Source organism: Borrelia anserina Es (genome assembly GCF_001936255.1).
Taxonomy (GTDB): Bacteria; Spirochaetota; Spirochaetia; order Borreliales; family Borreliaceae; genus Borrelia; species Borrelia anserina.
Genome location: NZ_CP014325.1, coordinates 1 through 19,754, shown reverse-complemented (window position 1 = coordinate 19,754; position 19,754 = coordinate 1). Strand labels below are relative to the sequence as shown.

14 protein-coding genes are annotated in these 19,754 nt (G+C 26.9%); 6 read left to right on the top strand and 8 right to left on the bottom strand.

Annotated elements, in window-relative coordinates; translation table 11 throughout:
* Positions 1 to 207: 207 nt before the first annotated feature.
* Positions 208 to 1,071: a hypothetical protein gene (locus tag N187_RS04310; RefSeq protein WP_075550344.1), complete on the bottom strand. Its 864-nt coding sequence runs from the start codon at positions 1,069 to 1,071 to the stop codon at positions 208 to 210.
* Positions 1,072 to 1,470: 399 nt separating this feature from the next.
* Between N187_RS04310 and N187_RS04305 the strand changes: the two genes are divergently transcribed.
* Positions 1,471 to 2,412, top strand: a complete 942-nt coding sequence (locus N187_RS04305; RefSeq protein ID WP_075550343.1) for a hypothetical protein — start codon at positions 1,471 to 1,473, stop codon at positions 2,410 to 2,412.
* Between the two features lie 334 nt (positions 2,413 to 2,746).
* Here N187_RS04305 and N187_RS05005 read toward each other — a convergent pair whose 3' ends face one another.
* The gene (locus N187_RS05005) at positions 2,747 to 2,878 is read right to left on the bottom strand and encodes a hypothetical protein (protein WP_257787722.1); all 132 of its coding nucleotides are present in this window, start codon (positions 2,876 to 2,878) and stop codon (positions 2,747 to 2,749) included.
* Between the two features lie 2,002 nt (positions 2,879 to 4,880).
* Between N187_RS05005 and N187_RS04300 the strand changes: the two genes are divergently transcribed.
* Entirely contained in the window at positions 4,881 to 5,825 is a 945-nt protein-coding gene (locus tag N187_RS04300; protein WP_075550342.1) for a hypothetical protein, read from the top strand.
* A 915-nt stretch (positions 5,826 to 6,740) separates the two neighbouring features.
* Here N187_RS04300 and N187_RS04295 read toward each other — a convergent pair.
* The 4 genes from N187_RS04295 to N187_RS04280 form a co-directional block, all read right to left on the bottom strand.
* Positions 6,741 to 7,595 (bottom strand): complement regulator-acquiring protein, encoded by an 855-nt coding sequence (locus N187_RS04295; RefSeq protein ID WP_075550341.1) that lies wholly within the window; start codon positions 7,593 to 7,595, stop codon positions 6,741 to 6,743.
* Between the two features lie 240 nt (positions 7,596 to 7,835).
* Positions 7,836 to 8,618 (bottom strand): complement regulator-acquiring protein, encoded by a 783-nt coding sequence (locus tag N187_RS04290; RefSeq protein WP_075550340.1) that lies wholly within the window; start codon positions 8,616 to 8,618, stop codon positions 7,836 to 7,838.
* A 195-nt stretch (positions 8,619 to 8,813) separates the two neighbouring features.
* Entirely contained in the window at positions 8,814 to 9,635 is an 822-nt protein-coding gene (locus tag N187_RS04285; RefSeq protein ID WP_157883981.1) for a complement regulator-acquiring protein, read from the bottom strand.
* Positions 9,636 to 9,949: 314 nt separating this feature from the next.
* A complete protein-coding gene (locus N187_RS04280) occupies positions 9,950 to 10,780 on the bottom strand; it encodes a virulence associated lipoprotein (protein ID WP_075550339.1) in 831 nt (276 codons plus the stop codon).
* 563 nt (positions 10,781 to 11,343) lie between these two features.
* On the opposite strand from N187_RS04280, the gene N187_RS04275 reads away from it, so the two are divergent.
* Positions 11,344 to 12,153 carry a complement regulator-acquiring protein gene (locus N187_RS04275; protein ID WP_075550338.1) on the top strand — a complete coding sequence of 270 codons (810 nt, stop codon included), beginning with the start codon at positions 11,344 to 11,346 and terminating at the stop codon, positions 12,151 to 12,153.
* A 5-nt stretch (positions 12,154 to 12,158) separates the two neighbouring features.
* Here N187_RS04275 and N187_RS04270 read toward each other — a convergent pair whose 3' ends face one another.
* Entirely contained in the window at positions 12,159 to 12,998 is an 840-nt protein-coding gene (locus N187_RS04270; protein WP_075550337.1) for a complement regulator-acquiring protein, read from the bottom strand.
* Between the two features lie 998 nt (positions 12,999 to 13,996).
* Here N187_RS04270 and N187_RS04265 point away from each other — a divergent pair.
* On the top strand, positions 13,997 to 14,980 hold the full coding sequence (locus tag N187_RS04265; protein WP_075550336.1) for a BTA121 domain-containing protein surface lipoprotein: 984 nt from the start codon (positions 13,997 to 13,999) through the stop codon (positions 14,978 to 14,980).
* Between the two features lie 208 nt (positions 14,981 to 15,188).
* On the opposite strand, the gene N187_RS04260 is transcribed toward N187_RS04265, so the two are convergent.
* Complete coding sequence (locus N187_RS04260) at positions 15,189 to 16,985, bottom strand: phosphoglucomutase (RefSeq protein WP_025419998.1); 1,797 nt, start codon at positions 16,983 to 16,985, stop codon at positions 15,189 to 15,191.
* 145 nt (positions 16,986 to 17,130) lie between these two features.
* Here N187_RS04260 and N187_RS04255 point away from each other — a divergent pair, with 145 nt between their 5' ends.
* Positions 17,131 to 18,585 (top strand): UTP--glucose-1-phosphate uridylyltransferase, encoded by a 1,455-nt coding sequence (locus N187_RS04255; protein WP_025419241.1) that lies wholly within the window; start codon positions 17,131 to 17,133, stop codon positions 18,583 to 18,585.
* The gene (locus tag N187_RS04250; protein ID WP_075550291.1) at positions 18,578 to 19,639 is read left to right on the top strand and encodes a glycoside hydrolase family 3 N-terminal domain-containing protein; all 1,062 of its coding nucleotides are present in this window, start codon (positions 18,578 to 18,580) and stop codon (positions 19,637 to 19,639) included. The genes N187_RS04255 and N187_RS04250 overlap by 8 nt, the downstream gene beginning before the upstream one ends.
* Positions 19,640 to 19,754: the final 115 nt, after the last annotated feature.

Sequence of the window (19,754 nt, the reverse complement as noted above, 5' to 3'; positions counted from 1 at the left end):
ATTAAACATAATTCAATATAATTACATTTACTGAATTATTTATATAAAAAAATAAAAAAATTTGTACTTTTTTATTTCGTATAAAAAGTACAAAAGAGTAATAAACAATATCTAAAGATGGGAGTTTATATATAGTAAAAATATAAATTACTATATACAAAGAGGAGAGTTGGTATCAACTCCCTCAATTTATCTAATAAAATAATATTATTGAAGAAATGCTTTTATTGTATCTGCCATAGTTACAATAGAGTAAGACGCTTTCTGAATGTCTGCACCATTAGAACCATTTAAGCCAACAGTTCTCTTTAATTCATCTAATATGGCTTGCTTATCTTTTTTTAATGCTAGTGATGTTATTTGATCTTGAATTATCTTTATTGCTTTATTTTTTTCTTGAATAAAATTTTCAAAAGAATTATAAATTTCATTTATCTCCGTTACAGTCTTTCTATTCTTAATTTGATTAAGATTGTCACTATCTAAATAAACATAGATAGTCTTTTTGGTGTAACTACCAATTTGCCATAATAGATTTAATAAGTTATTAGCAATTTCAATATCATTATTACTTCCAAAACTAAAATCCTTTTTTAAGTTTAGCTTACCTAAGAGTACTTTCAGCTTTTTACTAACTTCAATATTATATCCCAAGGAAAGATAGATATTTGATTGTTCCTCTGGAGAAATAAATCTTGAATCTATATCTTTGAAAGGAATATTTAGTAAGTTGCTTTGTAGATAAAATTCATTCTTTTCATTTATAAGTTCCGATTTATATTTACTCACACTTTCTGAAAGTTTGGTGTGGGCCTTCTTTATTTCGATTGGATTATATTCTAGAGAATCTTTTTTGTTTGGTTGAAGTTGTCCTTTTTGGGGTTGCAGTTTTTCATTCGGGTTTGCCCTATCAATTTTGTGTGGTTTTAAGGGATTATTTTCTGCAATATTGATTTTCCTTAACTTGAAATCTGCATCTAGGGTTGAAAATGTTGAATCACTTTGTTCTTGATCACAAGATATCATACTTAATAGACATGACAATAAAAATATTAAATTAAACTTTCTCATATATTTCTCCTTTTTTATAAGTTTTTTGAAATATTTACTTAATTACCACCTTTAATATTAGTATAGCATAATTGAGTCAAATTATATAAAAATGAATATTTATAAGCATATCAAAGTAGGATTAGGATAAAAACTTTGGCTTATTTGCTAAAAAAGGAATTTATGCATCAAGCCTATTTAGAAAAATTGTTATTGATTTTACAATCCTTTTAAATATTTTTCTTTAATCCAGTGTATGTCTAGTAAATTGTATATTAATAAATTTTTTTAATTAACAATATATTAATTGTATGAATTTAATAATAGCGGTATATTTATTTTATATCTTATTTGTATTATATGCTGCGTGTTACGGTATTGCTTTTTAGTGTTTGGAGCTAAGAAAGGAGGGTTTATTTAATGAAAAAAGTTATTATTAGATTTTATATTTTAGTTTTCTTAAGTTTAATACTAGGTTGTTCAGTGGGTACTGATGTAACGGGTACTGGATTGACAGATAATATTTACTCAGTTAATAAAGGTAGTGGTATTTCATCATCTTTAAATCAAAAAGAAAAAATTGGGAGTAAGGAAGAGAAATATAATAAAGAAATAGTTGGGAGTAAGGAGGAGAAATATAATAAAGAGATAATTGAGAGTAAGGAAGAGAAATATAAGTCGTTAGTAGATCAAATTTATGATGAGTTACTCAAAAGTGTTGATGAAATTAAAGTTTCCTTGAATTTCATACCTGAAGGATTTGATGGATCGCAATTTGATAGTATATTTCGGGTTTTAGTTGATGTTCCACCTATTTATTTAAAAGATAATATGGGAGGGCTAGAAGAAAATAAGCATAAACTCTATGTTAGTTTAAAGCGAGATGTTTCTGCTCTGAGTGACTTGGCCAAGATAGTAAATGCTTTAATGAGTTCTGGTGATCAGTCTGTGAATTGGAGTATTGCTTTGCTGGTATTGCTGAGGCTAAATGATAGTGGGGAATGTGTAAGTGAAGTTGTAAATGATGAGGGTGAAATTTTAAGTAAAGATAATTTGGCGGCAATTAAGGCTAGCAAAGATTTAAAAGGTATGCTCGTTCTTAAGGATATGTTAGATACTATGTTATCAGACCGTAATGATTTGATACAAAAAATTAAGAAAGTATTGCATGGAGCAGCGGGATTGGCTGTCATAGATCTAGCATCAGATGCTAATATTCAAGCATTGGTTTTGTATCTTCAATCTGTTCTTTTAGAAGGAGGATTTCTTTATGAGAGAATCTTTTCTACTGATGAAGTGAATTTAGGTTTGCTAGGTTGGAACAACTTAATTAAGAAGCAAGTTTATAAATTAATACACTAACTTTCTTAGTCAGTGTGTATGTGTTAATTGGTTAAAGTTGTTTAATTGTTATTTGATATTTAATGCAGTTTTAAATTTAAATTCAATTTTAAATTAAATTTGATTGCAGATTTTGTATTGTTTAAGTATAATAAATATCACAGGTTAAGCCACCACCTGATCCAGCTTGCGTACTTTAAAACGTCAATTGAAGACGTAGGCTGGCCTTTTTATTTTTAGTAAAAAGGATAAGAAAATTGATGGAGAATTTATTTTAGTTAGATTATTAAGATTATTAGTTATTAATGTTTTATGATTTTACAAACATTGTATATGCATAGGTTTTTGCATGGATTTAGTTTTTTATATGCTTTGATGAATGAAAGATAAGATCTGATATGAAATCTGTATTACTTGCAAACTTAAGGTTGCTTAAAGATTCATTAAGCTCTAAACTTACAATAAGAATAATTATTATTTGGAGCATTGTATTTATTCAGCCTCCAGTGTGACTTTGTGTATTGAATAAGGTAAATTGTAAAAAATTAAGAAATATTTGTATTGGTACTCATGATAGTCCAATTTATGTTATTGGTATTAACTTGAAAAGCAATATATAAGCGTATAACATTACAGCTTAAGTTTACTTGCTTATATTTGGTGATTTGCATTAACTGCAACTTTTTAATTCGATATTAACTGCGATTGGGTTGCAAATCTTATATTATTTAAGTATAATAAATATAAAGGTTAAGCCATCACCTGATCCAGTTTACGTATTTTAAAAGTTTAATTTAAAGCCGTAGGCTGGCTTTTTATCATATTAAATTATTATAATATTGTTTGCTTGTTTATCATTGTTAATTAACGTATATCAAAAGATATAAAAGTAAAAGTAAAAGTAAAAGACTTAAATAATAAATATCTCTAACATTGATTATTGTATATTCAACTGTTGAATATATGTTTCAGCATAAGATGTATGTAACAGTTATCAAAAGGGTATGTCTAGTTAATTGTAATAAAGTTTGATAGAAGATTTCTTAATATTAACTCTAAAGAAAGTAGTAGGAACTAGTGATATTTTAATGAAAAGCGCAGCAAATATTTAAAATAGAGATACATTTCAAGGTACTTGAGTAAGAAATTAATCAAAAATATTAACTAAGGTGCTATTAATTGTGATAATTAATGTTAATTCGTATATAATAATAAATATAAAGATGTATTATGTATTATGTAATAGTAATTATATAATAGTCGGTGTATAATTTATTACGATCTTTTGGATAAGTTTTGGTTAGGAATAAAAGTTAGTAATAAAAAGTGTCTTTTTATGGTTTTTTAAGAAAGTCGTTTTGCTCAGGTGGTGGCTTAACTTTATAAAGTAAATTGTTAATTTTATTGACAAAATAAGGATATATGGGGAATTATATTATGATATACGGTCAGGTGTATGTTGATGTCTCTTTTTAAGATTGCTAATGCTAAAATTTTCATTATCGTAAATAAGTTAATCTGGAGATGGGGGTGGCTTGTTAACAGATTGGAGCAGTAGGGATATAAAAGTGAAATTATAGAGCGAAAGAGATTCTATTAGAGATCTTTGTTTTTACAGGTTTTTTAGTATTCCAGATAAATTTGTAATTCCTACGAGTTGTTCCGTCGGAATTATAAATTTATGGGGTCTATGCAAGGAATTAAGCTTAAATCGGGGGGTTAAATCTTTAATTTTAGATTAATATAAGGATCGATTGGAAGTCATACATAGTAAATTTGTAAGAGAAATTCGGCCAGTCGATTATACAACATTTCATAAATTAAGTTCAATTAAGTATGGATTCTTAGTGATTTCTTTGTCATTTTATTTGATATTGTGAGTTTTGACTATAAGATTTTACATGAGTGTTTAGATAAGGAAAATTTGGCTAATTTTTAGTTTATAGAAGAATTTACTTAAAAGTTTCCCCAACTGGAGACAATAATGAAGATAAGGGATGATTCTATTGCTAAGATTAAGGCTTAATTATTGTTATCTGCAAAAAATTTGGATGATTAGCTTTATTGTAGGAACTTAAAAAGATTACTGATGCAGGCGAAACTGGATCTATTTGGAATGTAATCCTTGGGAGAAGATATAGAACATAGTTTTTATTTTGTCATTTGCCAAAGTGTTAATTAAAAAAGTAATGATGAATTTAAAAATATTAATTATATATGACCAGATTTAAGTTTTATTTATTTCAAACGTTTTTCTGATTTAGTATATCAATGTATCTCTGTGTAAGATTATAGGATTTAGGTGAATAAGAATTTGAAGATAAATTTTTCAATGAATTTATTTAGTCATTAAATTCTGAGTGATGCGTAAATTATTTTATCAATCTATAAATTTATAAAATAATAAATTGATTTAATTATAAATTGATTTATTAATTATATTAATTACAAGTTGATCAATGTAATTTTAATGTTATAAGGAGAAGTGAATGAAAAGATTGGGTATAATCTGTTTAATTTGTGTTGTAAGTATGATGATAGGATGCGATCCAGAATCATTAGCAGTGCGTCAAAAGAATGGTAATATAGATTTAGGTAATATACTCTCTAAAAGAGATGTGAATTCAGGAATAAGTGGTAATAAAGATGTTGAGAAAGTATCTAACTCGGAAGTAGTGGTAGTGCCAAATGATGTGATTAAGACAGGTGATGATGTGTGTGATAATAAAAGTGCTAGAGATGGTGCTAGAGATGTTGATTTTCAATATAAGCGACAACCATCGGATAGGAATGAAGCTTATAGACTACTTAAGATTAGATTAGAATTTTGTAAGGAGGATCTTTATTCTACGTTAGATGAAGTTGAGTCTAAAAGAGCAGGATTCGATCCAGAAGGTTCTTTATTTGGTGGACAAAATGTCTCTGAGGAATTACTCTATTATAATACGCCGTTAGTAAGAGAGAGAATTTATTTGATCTTAGGAAAAGATATTGAAAAGATTAAAATTCTACAAAGTATATTTAAAAATTTTAATTTATCAGTTAACATTAGAGATAGTAACTATGAAAATAGTGAAACAGAGTTTATGGTACGTGTGTTAAATCAGTTATGTGGTGTTTCAAATATTGTCTATATGAACTTAGCTCATAATTTCAGTGATAAAAATATAGATTTAATTGGTAAAAAGTCTTTAGATGAGATTAATAAAATTAGATTTAAGTTGGATGAGTTTATGGAGTTGAAAAATAACATTTTTGATGAAATATGTGATTGCTTGTATTTGGCACAAAGACGTAAAGATAATAAAGCTAGCATGGTGGTAGCATTGGGGAAAATTGTTGATCCGAATGGTTTGATAGCATCTTCAGTTAATCGTCTCAATATAATGTTAGCTGCAATTAATTATTTGATTTATTCTAATTTATTTTTGTAAAGTAGTTAGGTTTGAGTGATAATATAATTCTTTTGTAGTATGTGATTAGCATAAATTATGTAATGTGTTAATAACTTAAGCTTAAGAGATATTGTATGGTATTTGATATTTTGTATAAAGGTTAAGTATTGACATGAATAATATAATCATCAAAATTATAATAATAAAAGTATCTTTTTAAAAAAATACTTTTATTTGGAAGGCCTTAAATAGGCCTAATTAATTTTTTTATTGATATGCTTGTTTCATATATTTGAGATATGTAGTAAAGATTTAAAGAAAGAGGTTAAGCCACCTACCAATTTGGGTATCCAAGTTGATATTTAATCTTTACTTTTTGTGAATGGACAAAACAAAAATCCTCAACTCTTAGATATATTTGTTTTATGTGTATAAATATCATAATGTAATATGTATTATATAAGATTAATTATTGTTTGTATAGTAGAAAATCTTAAAAAAGGGAGCAATATCGATGAAAATTCGGTATATATTTTTTGTATTATCTGTTCTCATTTTATCTTGTGACCTGAAATGATTAATCAGTTGAATAAAGCAGAATAATGATCACTGCTCTTAGAGCAATAGGAGAATCAGTAGTTGAAAAATTGAACTCATTGATATAGTGAGATTGTTTGGATGTTTGATGTAAGGTTTAGTTTATCCTTAGGGGAGCAAGGTATACAAGTTAATTAATGAAGGGTAAACTACTTCTTAAGAGTTTTATATGAGGATAAAGAGATTAAGCTATTATTTAATCAAATTAACTTGTATTTATGTGTAATTTAGATGTTGGTTAGGATAATAATAGCTGATTGATATGTGGGATGACACTTTAATTTAAACTTATAGTTTTTAGATATTAGGGAAGGAAAAATAATTTCCTTCCCTAAGTTTTATGTTATTTTTAAAGTCTTATTTTAAAATATTTTGAATATTGTTAGCTAGTGTTTGAATGTTAGGAAGTTCGGTTTCAAGTATAGTTCTATACTGAGAGTTTATGTAATTTATTAATTCTTGGTTGTTATTTTGTATTTCATTAGTATTATCTTCATACTCGGCAATGAGTTTATCTATAGTGTCTATCCATTTCTGTTTTAGTTGTTCAATTTGATTAATATTACTTTTAATTTCTTTGAGTTTTGTAAGTGTCAAGGTCTTAAGATTGTCTTTTTTTCTGTTTATTATTTCCATTCCCCATTCAAAACGTATGTAAGCATAATTTGTTCCTGTTAGTATGAGTATTTTTGCCAACTCGCTGGTGTTAGTTTTGCTTATTATGTTAATGATTTTGCCAAGCTTTTTAATTCTTTCTTCTTTCCACTCTAAGGATGAATAAAATTTCTTTCTCATGTGTGTATTTTGATTAGAATTTATTGTTTCTTTATTGTCCTTGTTAGTTAAAATTTTAAACGCTCCCCATTTCATTCCATATTGTTCAGGATCTTCGGTATTGTTATTATATTTCTTTATTGAAGCTAAGTTAGTTTGAGCTTTGCTTATTATTTCATTTATTAGAGCTGTTTTGTCTACTTCTGATTCTATTTCTTGTGATTTTCTTGATTGATCTTGTGCTTGCTTTGCATTTTTATCACTGATATTAGATAGTTGTGGATTTGTATTTATATTTTTCAGTTTTGTTGTGTCATTACTTTGAGTTTCATTTGTCTTAAGGTTTATGTGATCCAGGGGGTAAGGGTTACAACTTAACAGTATAGATGCTGTTAAAGCAAATATACTGAAGATTTTGTTTGTAATATTGTTTCTCATAAGTATATCTCCTTCCTTTATATTATTATATTATAATAGTTATTATTTAATAACTATTATAATATAATAATATAAATTATATAACTTAAAAAATCATTATTAATTAATAAAAATGTTATAATTTCCTTTTTATTGTGTTTATCTGAAGTATTAGTTGTAAGTTTATTAATTAGAAAGGGAAGAAAAAATATCTTTTCTTCCCTTTAGATTATGGTGATATTTTAAATTTATATTATTGTGCTATTTTATTTCATCTAATATTTTTTGAATGTCATTGCCTTTTTGTTTAATGTTATCAAGCTCAGGTTTAATGTTTGTGTCGTATTTTGTCTTTATATGAGCTACTAGTTTTTGAACGTCATTTTTAATTTGACCTGTATCAGCGGTGTGATCCTTGATAATATCCTCTGCAAATTGTGCCCAAGTCTGTCTTAATTTTTCAATTTCGTCAACTTTGGTTTTAACTTCATTTAGCTTTTCAAGACTTAAAGATTCAAGCTTGTCTTTTTTTAAATCTATTTTGTTGATTGCTTTTTCAAGTTCTTCTTGGATATTTTGTCCTGAGTTTATGAGGTCTTGAGGCCAAGTACCTTTGTGAGTGCTATCACCTTCAATTTGAGCAATAATCTTTCCAAAATCTTCGATTGTTTTCTTAACCCAAGACAAGGATGCATAGAATTGCTTTCTTAAAGTATCATTAGCTTTATCATCATAGGTTTTTTGATTTTTAGTATGAGTTAATTTTTGAAATAAGTTTGTTTTCATTCCATATTGATTAGGGTCTTCAGTCTTTCCTTTTTGTAGGGTTTGTTCGTCTGTAACTTTTTTCTTAAGAATACTTATTACGTTGTTTTTTTGTGCTTTATCTTTTTGATTAATTGAGTTTGTGGCGATATTTGGTGAGTTATTTTTTTGGTTAAGTTTACTGTCTGGATCACATCTGCTGCCTGGATCACATCCAGTTAGTATAAGTGCTGTTAAAGCAAATGTAATGAAAATTTTGTTTGTAATATTGTTTCTCATAAATATTTCTCCTTATTTAATTTTGATTATTATTTAATAATCATTCTTTTATTAGATTATATACTATACAATTTTAGTGTCAAGTTAATTTTGTATAGAAATAAGAAAATTTTTGTCTATCATTTAGTGATTTTTTTATTGATGGTTTGATGTAAAGTCTGATTGAGAAGAAGAGTATTTTTAAGAAATTTTATCTTAATTTTGTTTAATTTGTTTATTGATGTAATATTGGTATTTTAATACATTTAACATTTTTTTAGTCTTTTGAACTACATCTTTGATACTGTGAATTTTATTTTCTCTTGCTTTATGTTGCGTGTTTATGTGCGTTATTAATTTTATTGTATCTTTTTGAATTGCTGTATCATTTTTGTAATCATTAATGATACTATCTATAAATTCTATCCAAGTGTTTCTTAAGTTTTCAATTGTCTCAAGATTATTCGTAACTTCTTTTAGTTGTGCAGTATTAAAATAAGGTAGCTTGTATTGTTCTTTGTTTATTTGTTGTATTAAGTCTTCGAACGTCTTTTGATTATATTCTATTCCTGTTTCTAAAATTTCTTTGTAGAGTTTATTACCGTCTTGGGTATTAATAGATCTTATTTGAATAAGAATTTTTTCCATTTCTTTCAATCTTGTTAAATTGTGGTTTAAAGATGCGCTAAATAATCTTATTTTGTCTTTGTCTATGGAATGTATTTTAGTTAACTGATGGTACATATTTTTATAGTAATTTTCATCAAAGATAGCATTTTGTATTCCAATTTTATTGGTGCTGATTGCTATTTTTTTATTTATTAATTCTAAGTTGATTGTGACTTTACTTTTTATTTTATGTATTAAGTTCTTTTTTATACTTAAAGCGTTAGTTTCTATTTTTGATTTGTTGATGGATATGTTTTTTGGGTGATTATTTAAGGTGTCATTTGGCTTGGTAGGGTCTAAATTACAAGCACCTAAAGTTAAGAGTGATAAGATGGAAGTAAGAAAAGGAGTTAGAAATCTGTATTTCAAAACGTCCTCCTTGTTTTTGTTAAAAATACGAATTAATGTTTTAGTGTTATAATAAATATTATACATTCATTTTGATTTTAAAATCAATCTGATTTTATTATTTGGATGAAATACAAAATTTCTATAAGCTAACTCTACTAGAAGCAAGTAAATACACTATTTTTTAATCTTTTTTCATAAAAATTCAAATATTCTCTTTACTTTACATAACTGTATTTGAGTGCTCATTTTTAATGAATAAAGAGAAGAAACAGTGTTCTTCTCTTTATTACAAAATGGTTATATATATGGTTATATATGGGTATATAATAATATTACTTTATCCTGTTTAAGATCTTCTTAATGTCAGCAACTGTATCTTCTATCTTCTGCGCATTATTTTCAAATTTTGATTGTTTGTTTTGTAGATAAGATGCTATTTCATTGGCGTTAGCATTACTTCTAAGTCTATGCTTTGAAGTGGAGTTAATTTCTATATTATTATCGAATTCATTTTTGATTACTTCTGCCTCTTGTTTGATTTTTGCCTTTGCTGATCTAACTGTCACAAACTTGGCTTCTAGTTCTCTTAGATCGTTGAGGTTTAACTGATTGAGCTTATCTTTTTTATCATTTAATGTACCAAATATTTCTATGTAGTAATTTTTAGCATATTTTCTAATATATTCTAAGAGAAGGCTTAACTGAGACTTTATTATTCTTGTATTGAGTTTTTCAATATCATTACTTGTCGTGCTGATTTCAATTTGTTTTATATGTCTTGCGATTTTATTAGCAAATTGTTTAAATACGCTTTTGATGTTGTGTGAATCATATTCAAAGGCTAGGTATATTTCTCGTCTAGCATTTAGAGACATAGCATCATGAGTGCTGTAAGCTATAGATGTTTGATTATCAGCGGCATACTGAATTACATCAAATAGTTTATTCTTATCAATATGGTCTGATAGGCCATATTGATTTTCAGGTTCTATCCAATTTTGATCAGCATGTTTTTGTAATATTGCTTCTTCTTCTTTAAGATAGTCTTTTAATTTTTTGATGATAGTATTGCTATCACTACTGTCTGATTCCTTATTTGAATTACAAGCAATAAAAGTTAAACTTGTTAAAATAAAAAATGTGGTTAGAAAATAAGTTTTCAAAATACTCTCCTTGTTTTTAAGATTAAACATATTTATTTGACAATATTGATTCGTTGATAATATGTTTATACTTATTTAATAATGCTTGTTGTGTAATTAATTATTAATTATAAAAAATATTATATTATTATATATTGATTTGGTTTTAATATCAATATGACCGTATTTGCAAGCATTATGATTTATTCATTATATTATAATAAATATTAAATTTGATTAAGGTATTGTATTTATTTTTAAGATATTGTTAATTTGTGTGATTCTTTTGTGTTATACTTTTACATATGTGATGATATTAAATAATTGGTTTATCTCTTTTGTACTAAATTGAGAAATTTTTTATTTTATTATCTTTTTGTATGTTGTATATATGCTTAATGTTGTCAGTTTAGTTTTTTATTTTCTTCTATTAAACTCTTAATCTTTTTATTTTTTCTTTAGGATTGAGATAACTGTTTTAAGAAGATTATCTTAATATGGTTACCTTAAAATAAACTTTTAAAACAACAACCTTTTGATTTTAAGCTAATTTATTATTGTCTTTAAAAAGCAAGGAGAATGTTTTGAAAATTTATTTTTTTATCACGTCTTTTAATATTACTAATATTATTATTGTATTAATATTTACATTAACTAATTGCGAAGCAGACCTTAAACTATTTCCAGAGACAGGCATAGTAGGCTTGCGTAAATTTCTTGATAGCTTAGAGTTAGAAACGGTAAGAAAATTAAGAAAAGCCTTCATAGATGACCTAATGGAAAGGGCTCGTAATATTAAACCTATATTAGATGTACATAACAATTCTTCTTGGGTCGAGGATGCTACTCAATTTGGTATGACAGGTAATGGTAGTAAGGCATTTGATATACTTTATAATAAGATAAATAATAAAAAAGCAAGTGATGATGTTAATAAGTCTCTTAGGAGGAGATTTTATTTATCTTTAGAGTATGATGAAAAAACAATTCGAGAGTTCGGAACAGTTCTTAATCAAGTAGCAGCAGCTACTGCTTATATAAAGAATGATATGCTTACAAAGATCACAAATGTATCAGTAGTGTATGTTTATAATTACTTTGAAATCTTATTTTCACTACTTATTGCTAAAAAAGATCAACTTGAGTCTTTAAGTTTCAATGACTTAGCATTACTTAAGAGCAAATTTGATCAACTTGAAATGGTAAGGAAAATTTGGAGACGAATTGTTGGGGGTCTTATCAACGATTATATTAATGATAAAAACAATATTAAAACTGACAAAACTAAAATAGTATCCCACATAACTAGTAACTATGGATTTGATCTTACAGTTGAGTTATATAAAATTAATCAAATAAGTAAAAATATTGTAAACATTTTAAGAAAACTTTAGTGTTGTTATTTTAGTGTTTTTAAAATTTTGTTAATTTCACTAGCTATTATGCCGATTCTAGGAATTTTTTGTTTAAGTATTTTGCCATATTTTTCTTTTATATGTTCAATTAATTTTTGGCTGTCGGTTTTAATTCCATTTGTGTCATTATTATAGTCATTTATAATGTTATCCACAGTGTTTTGCCACAACAATTTTAGTTTTATAATTGCATCAATTTTAATTGTAATTTTTTTTAAGTCTTTAAGGGGCAATAAATTTAACTTTTCTTGAACTTCTTTTGTTTTATCGATTACTCTTTCAAATAAAAATTGGGAATAGGCTCTTCCTGCATTTGTAATATCTATATGCAATTGTCCTCTGTTAGTGGTATCGGCCGTTATTTGATTAAGAATCATTCCAAGCTGTCTAATTTTTTCTTCGTCATAATTTATAGATGAATAAAATTGCCTTCTATTACATTGACTATCAGGATTGTTGTAAGCTTTCGTGCTAGGATTGCCTGTAATCATTTTAAATGCTCCATTTTTCATTCCAAATTGATCTGCGGGTTCATTTTTTTGAATATTTTCTTTGTCTTTCTCTATTAAGGCTGTGACATTTTGAATCTGTGTTTTTAAAGAATCTACTAATATCTGTGTTTCCTTAGTTGGGACTTTTTCTTGACGTTTGTCTTTTATGTTTGTCTGTAGTGATTCTATTCTATCGTCTTTTTGTATTGATTGTGTCCAATTTGCTTGATTTTTTTGATTAAATAGATTTGTTTTGTTCTCGTTAAGGTCTGATTTGCAAGAGGTTGAAGAAAAAATTATTAAAAAAGATTTGATAAAGAAATAATTTCTCACAATATTCTCCTTGTTTATTAACTTTAACAAATTTTAATTAAATAATTTAGTAATATTTTCTCAAGTGATATTATGTGTTATTTGATATTATATGTTTTTTTGTTTAAATATCAATATGGTGGAAGGAAAAAGTAAGGTCATTATTAATGATGCTTAATTGAATGGGATTAAATATCAATTAGCTATTTTATTCATTTTATATAATATCTAGTTCCCAGGTGTTGTGAGTTCCCTAAAAAGCTTTTAAAATTTTTTCAAATAACTTGAAATAAATAGCTTTTGAATTAATAATTAATTACCAAATACTTTAATTTTTCAAAAGGAAGATCGTTTATTCAAAATATTTTATTGATTATTGTAAATGTTCCCTTTTTTTAAAGGGGTTTTTTACGAGGTGTTCATTTTTTAAGGGTATAATGTTCATTAATGTCACATAAATATTATAGAATCAAAATATATCAGTGAGGTTGCACTATAAAAGTTTTTAGTGTTGCTTGTGTTTGTCGGGTTATTAAAATTCTAAATCTTTTAATTAGTCGGAGATTTGTTAGGATATCTGTATTATTGTAACTTAGTATTTATTTGATTATAATCAATGTATTATTTAAAAGTTTTTAACTAATTATCAATATTTAATGTGTTAATTATATTTGAAGTAAATAGAGGAGATATTTATGAATTGGCTACTATTAAAATGGTGTTTGTAATCTTAATTGGTTACGGTTTTTTTTTAATCAAAAGCATGCAATGAATCTATATGTGGTGATTTTATATGCTAAGCTTGCTGATAGTAAATTGAATAGTCTGAATCGTGATTTTTTAGTCAAATTTTTACGGTAATAAGAAGTAATTAATTTGAGTATTATCTGATTTAGGGGGAGGGTATTTATGAAGGTAGCGGTATTATTGCATAGCATTATGTAGTCCTATGACTATATAATAAAACCTTAAGAAATTTTTGTGTATAGTGTGCTAAAGAATTAATAGAGGAATTAGATATGAGGATAGATAAAATTAAAATATTATTATTACTTTTATTGTTAGGTAGTTGTAATTTATGTCAAGATAAAGGTGAAGCAGATATCAAAAGGGATGATATTGAAGAGATTAAGTCTGATGAAAATGTTTATGAGGATTTTGGGTTACAATATGAAGAAAATATAGCTATAAGATATCTAAAAGATACGTTAATGAACTTTAAATATTTTATACCGGGTGTATATGGTTTATATAGAGAATTTTATAAAATGTATGCTTTAGATGAGTTTTATAGTTTGATAGATAGTTTTGGTAAGAGCGGTCTTAAGACAGTTGCTGGAAGTATTTTAGAAGTTTTAAAGTCACAAGCTGAAGCAGAGGATGCTGTGAGTAATATAAAAGATGCAATTGAACGATATTTTTTTGAGATAGAGTTAAGCGAAAATTGGTATAGAAAAGTGTTAAAAGTTGCTTGTGATGATCCTTCAAAGGCGTATAATGATCTTGTTGAACGGAGTGTAAAGGTAAAGGATGTATTTAAAGAAATTCAAAAATCTGCAGAGGTGGCTTCTAAAATATATGATACTTTTAATCTAGATATTTATGATAAAAGAGCTATTCGATATATGTTGCATTTATATCTGCTTGTTAATAACTATGATTACTCTGGATTAACCATAGAACCATACACTAAATATAAGCTTTATGATTTACTAGTTGCTCCTCCTTTTGGTGCTGCTAATATTAAAAATTGTTTGAAACATATGAGAGGTGTTATGCGGCAACTATACATAGCTGATGTATTTGTTGATAAGGTAGAAATAGGTGATCCTGCAAGAGAGACTTTGTTGAGAAAACGGTTTGATCGACAGAAAGCTTTGTATGATCAGTTTTTAAAGGCTGCGTTAAAGAATTTAGACTTACTATATGATAAGCTTGGTAGTGATGAATTTATTAATTTGAATCGTACTGCTGAAGCTGAATTTAAGAAAATTGCTCAGTAGGCAAGGATGCATTGAGAGGAAGTTAGTGTAAGCGTAGGTCTAAAATTGAGATAATAATCTAATACCCCCTTTATGGGGGTTATTGTTTGTTAATTAGGTTAATTAGTATTTAAAAGTTTAACTTAGATATTTATACAATCTATTTTTTGAGTTTATATTTATAGTCTGTATCGGTCTTTTCAAATCTTTGTTCATTAATAAGTTGTTGTCAAGATGAATAATGTGAGTTAGCAGAGAGTAGTAAAGATTTATGAAACTCTAAGAGAGGATATAGTAAGTCCTTGTATTCAGATATGACTTCACTTAGTACTCTAAATATTGGTTCTGTTTTTGAACCTCGCATCCATAAAGTTGCAATTATATCCCATTTATTATTTTTAAATAAAACTTTAAAACCTCCTGAGGAGTCACCTGTTCTGATGATGTTTTGTGTAATACCTTCATAATTGATAATTTCGTAATTATGTATTGGTAATTTGTGTAATATGTTATTGTGATTTATGAATTCTTTTTTTAATAGTTCTTCATAGTTAGTTTTTAATATTTCTTGATTGTCTACGTTTATTTGGAGTATAGCTTTTTCTGATGATACTTCTACATTGCTATAAAAATTGATTGTTTGTAATATATCATCTAGAGTGTAGTGTTCATTATATGAATTATTGGAAAGTTTACACCATATTTTATAAAGATCTTTAATTTTAAGAAGTTTTATGATACTAAGGACAGTTGTTAGTGGGTCTCTTACTTTTGAGGGGTATGTAATATTTCCTCCATTTGAGCCTTCTCCAAAAATTTTTACTACTAATCCTTGGTTTCGTAAAATGTCGGCCATTTCAGTTAAGTTGGCTTCACCGACTTCAACTCTGTAAACTTTTGTGTTGAATAAAGAGGCAATTTTTTCAATATTTAGTGAGGTTGCATCATTAACTACGACGGCCAAGTTATCTTTAATATCCATATAGTATAGATAGCTAAGTTCTGAGAGTACTGATAGTGCAAATATTTTTTGTGGTGCAATAATAGTTGCTTGTTCTTGTTTCTGAATAGTAACCAAATTGCCTCTATCTCCATCACAATCAGGGACATATCCTAATTGGAAATCATTGTCTTTTTTAAACTTTTGTTCTAGTATTTGTTTGCACATATTTAAAGAGGTTCCTTCAGGAGTCATTCCGTGTTTAAAGATACCAATTTCAGTGTTATGAAATTCTGATTTTATTCCCAGAGATTCAATTATCTCTTTATCGATTGAGTTAATACGAGAGCTACCATTCATTTCACCTATTATTCCTATGGGTTCTTTTTTGATATTTTCTTTTAAGATATCAATATTTTTTTGATTATGTTTATCTGAATATATTATTTGTTGCATTAGTGATTTATATGAGTTATAAGATTTTAGTTTGTTTTGGTTCTGTGTAGTGATAATTGTTTCATATGTTTTTAAGTGCGAAGCATTAGTATTAAAATTTTGTAGCTTTTTTATTAGATTATTTATTAGATTTTTATTTTTAATGTTGACTTTGATTTGAGATATTATTTTCTTTATTTCATTTGAATTTAATACTCCTCCATCATCTAAGCCTGTTTTAATGCCGTTATATCCTTTGGGATTATGACTTGCGGAAATGTATATAAATCCTTTTGAATTTTGGCTTATCTTTGTGTGAGCTAGGATTTCTGGTATTGGGAGTATTCCAAAAAAATTGACATTATCATTATTTAAGATTAGTGTCTTGATTGTTATCTCTGAGATTATATTTCCAGTTGCTCTTGAATCTAGTCCTATATTGATATATTCTTTTGGTTTGTCTTTGAGATAATTTGATATTGTAAAGGTTATAAGAGCAATTAGTATTTTGTCATCATCATTTATTTCATAATCTGTTGAATTTTCATCTTTTGATTTTGCAAATATTTTTCTAAATCCTGAAGGTGAAAATATCATTTCATTGATAGCATGTTTTAAGTTTAGCATGTTTAAGACATAGTGTTTTAGCATATTTTCCTTTTTATTATTATATGTTTATATTTTTTCTTTATTGTAGTAGCATAATTATATTAACATATTCTATTATAAGAATCATTACTTATGATGCTTTAAAATATTAGTTGTTGTTTACCTTGTGTTAGATGAGGTTTTTAGTATGTGTGAAGTGATAGATAAGATCTTTTCGAAAAGAATGCTTGATATGCTTAATAAGCATAAACTTGAGACTTTAAACATGTCTTTTAAAAATTTTCCTGATGAGAATCATAGTAATATTTTAAATCTTGCTGATACTCCTATTAAATTAAAGTTTAAGAAAGAACTTGTTGAATATAATTTAAGGAAATATATTGATGATTTTACAAGATTTGTGTTGTCATCAGAAGGTGATTTTTATGTTTTTACTGGTGATAAGCTAGAAGAACTAGGCTTATTGCTTTATCCTTATCTTTCATTTGGTATTCTAAATGGGGGTTCTGCAACTAGTTATTTTGATATATTGAAAAATAGTGATTTTCATGAAGAATTATATTTTTTGTGCAAAGATAAAATACTTGAGGCTAGGGAGTCTTTTGGAGATTTGCCAAAGGGAATAACACCTGCATATATTAATAAAGATGGTAGTTATGGATTTTCATTCTTAGCATTAAAAATACGACATCTTTTAATGCTTTCTAAGAAGTATTGTGATCTTTATGGTAAAACTATTAAGCCTTCTATTTTTCAGATGACAAATTTTAAGACTTATAAATTGATTTCTAATTTTTTTGATAATATTTTTGATGATTCCTTGATTAAAGATTTAAATTATTGTGGCTTGCAAAAGGAAGATATTTTTACAGCTATTCAGCCTTTGATTTATTGTTATAAAAAACTAGACAACGGTCAATATGAGTATTTTAATTATAATAATCATGGTAAGAAAACTCTGTTAGCTTTGCCTGCTGGTCATGGTCAAAATTTTAAAGTTCTAAGGGATGTTTATTTAAAACTTTATAATTCCGGAAAAAAATTTGTTTATATTGGTAATGTTGATAATATTGGTTTTACTGTTAACTTAAAAGCCCTTGCTATAATGGCTATAACAAACAATTCTGCTGGCTTTGAATTTAGTGTTAAAACCTCATTGGATACAAAAGGAGGGGTTTTAGTCTTAGATGATGATCATTTGGCTTGTGTTGATATTGGTAGTACAATTTCTAAAGAAATTATACTACAAGCTGAGTATAGTGGGAACAAGATTTTGTTTAATTGTGCTACCGGTCTTTTTAATTTAGAATATTTGATAAAACATATCGATGAAATAATATTAAATATGCCTATAAGGGTTGTTGAACAGAATAAAGAGTTTGGCAAATATACTGCAATTGAACAGATAACTTGGGAAGTTATAAAGATAGTAGATAATCCGTTGATTTTTGAGGTCGATCGAGGCGATAGATTCTTGCCTGCAAAATTGTTTGTTGATGTTCTTATTATGAGTGATTATATAAATGGTAAGTTTTTGTTAGGTAGTCTTTCTGATATTTCCAAATATTTGAATAATGCTCTTAGTAATGTGTTAAAGAATAAATGTGGTTTGGTATTTGGAGGGGGGAGATGGAATGTTTAGATTTTTAGTATTTAGACTTTTATTTCATAGTTTAGTTTTATTAGGGGCTGTTCCTGAAATAGAATATAGTTATTTTGAAAATGATAAGTCTGATCTTGTAGATATTAATGTATTTTTAGGAAGGGTTGATTTTAGTAACGTTTTGAGGGAACGTTATTTTTTTGTTGGTATTAGAAATGTTTCTAATCCTACCGCTGTACAATCGCTTAGTAAAGATGCGATTGATAAGCTAAAAGAGATAAACCCAGTAGGAATTATTTTATTTAGAGAAAATTTTAAGGATGCTCAACAAACCAAAAAATTAATTAGCGAATTAAAGAAATATCTTGGTTCTGATATTTTTATTGCTGTTGATGAAGAAGGAGGACTGGTTAGTAGGACTGGTGAGAATGAGAAGTTAGGGGTTTATAAATTTCCTGCTATGGAGTCTGTTGGTAAGACTGGAGATGCTCAACTTGCATATAAGATTGGAGAAATTCTTGGCAAACAGCTTAGACGCCTTGGTATCAATTTAAATATGGCACCTGTAGCAGATGCTAAATTTTCCCCCGATAGTCCTTTAGGTAGTAGGACCTTTGGATATTCATCTTATAATATTGGTCTTATGATAGAGGCATTTATCGATGGAATTCAAAGACAAGGTGTTTTTGCTGCAGTGAAACACTTTCCTGGACTTGGAGGCACAAAAGTTGATACTCATAAAGATTTAGCTTTACTGCCTTATAGTAAAAATTTTTTGATGATAAATAATTTTGTACCATTTATTTTTGGAAAGGAAGCAAAATTTATTATGCTTGCGCATGTACTTGTACCTAAAATTTCTGGAGATGTAACTAGTATGTCAAGAGATATTGTAAATATTATAAGGCATAATTTAAATATTTGTAGTGTTATAATTACAGATGCGTATGATATGGGAGCAATTGTGAATAATTTTAGTTTAGTAGATGCAATTAAAAAATCCTTAAATTCAGGTATTGATGTTGTGCTTATGCCAGAAAGCTTTGAGAAATTTGGTGTAAAGGTAAATTCTATAAAGAAGTCTGACGATTAGTAGGAATTAGGATATAGAGATTTATCATTAACAAACTATCAAAGTTGTTAAGTTTTTTATTTATTATACTAAAAACAACTAAAATATTTTAGTTGTTTTTAGTATAATAAATAAA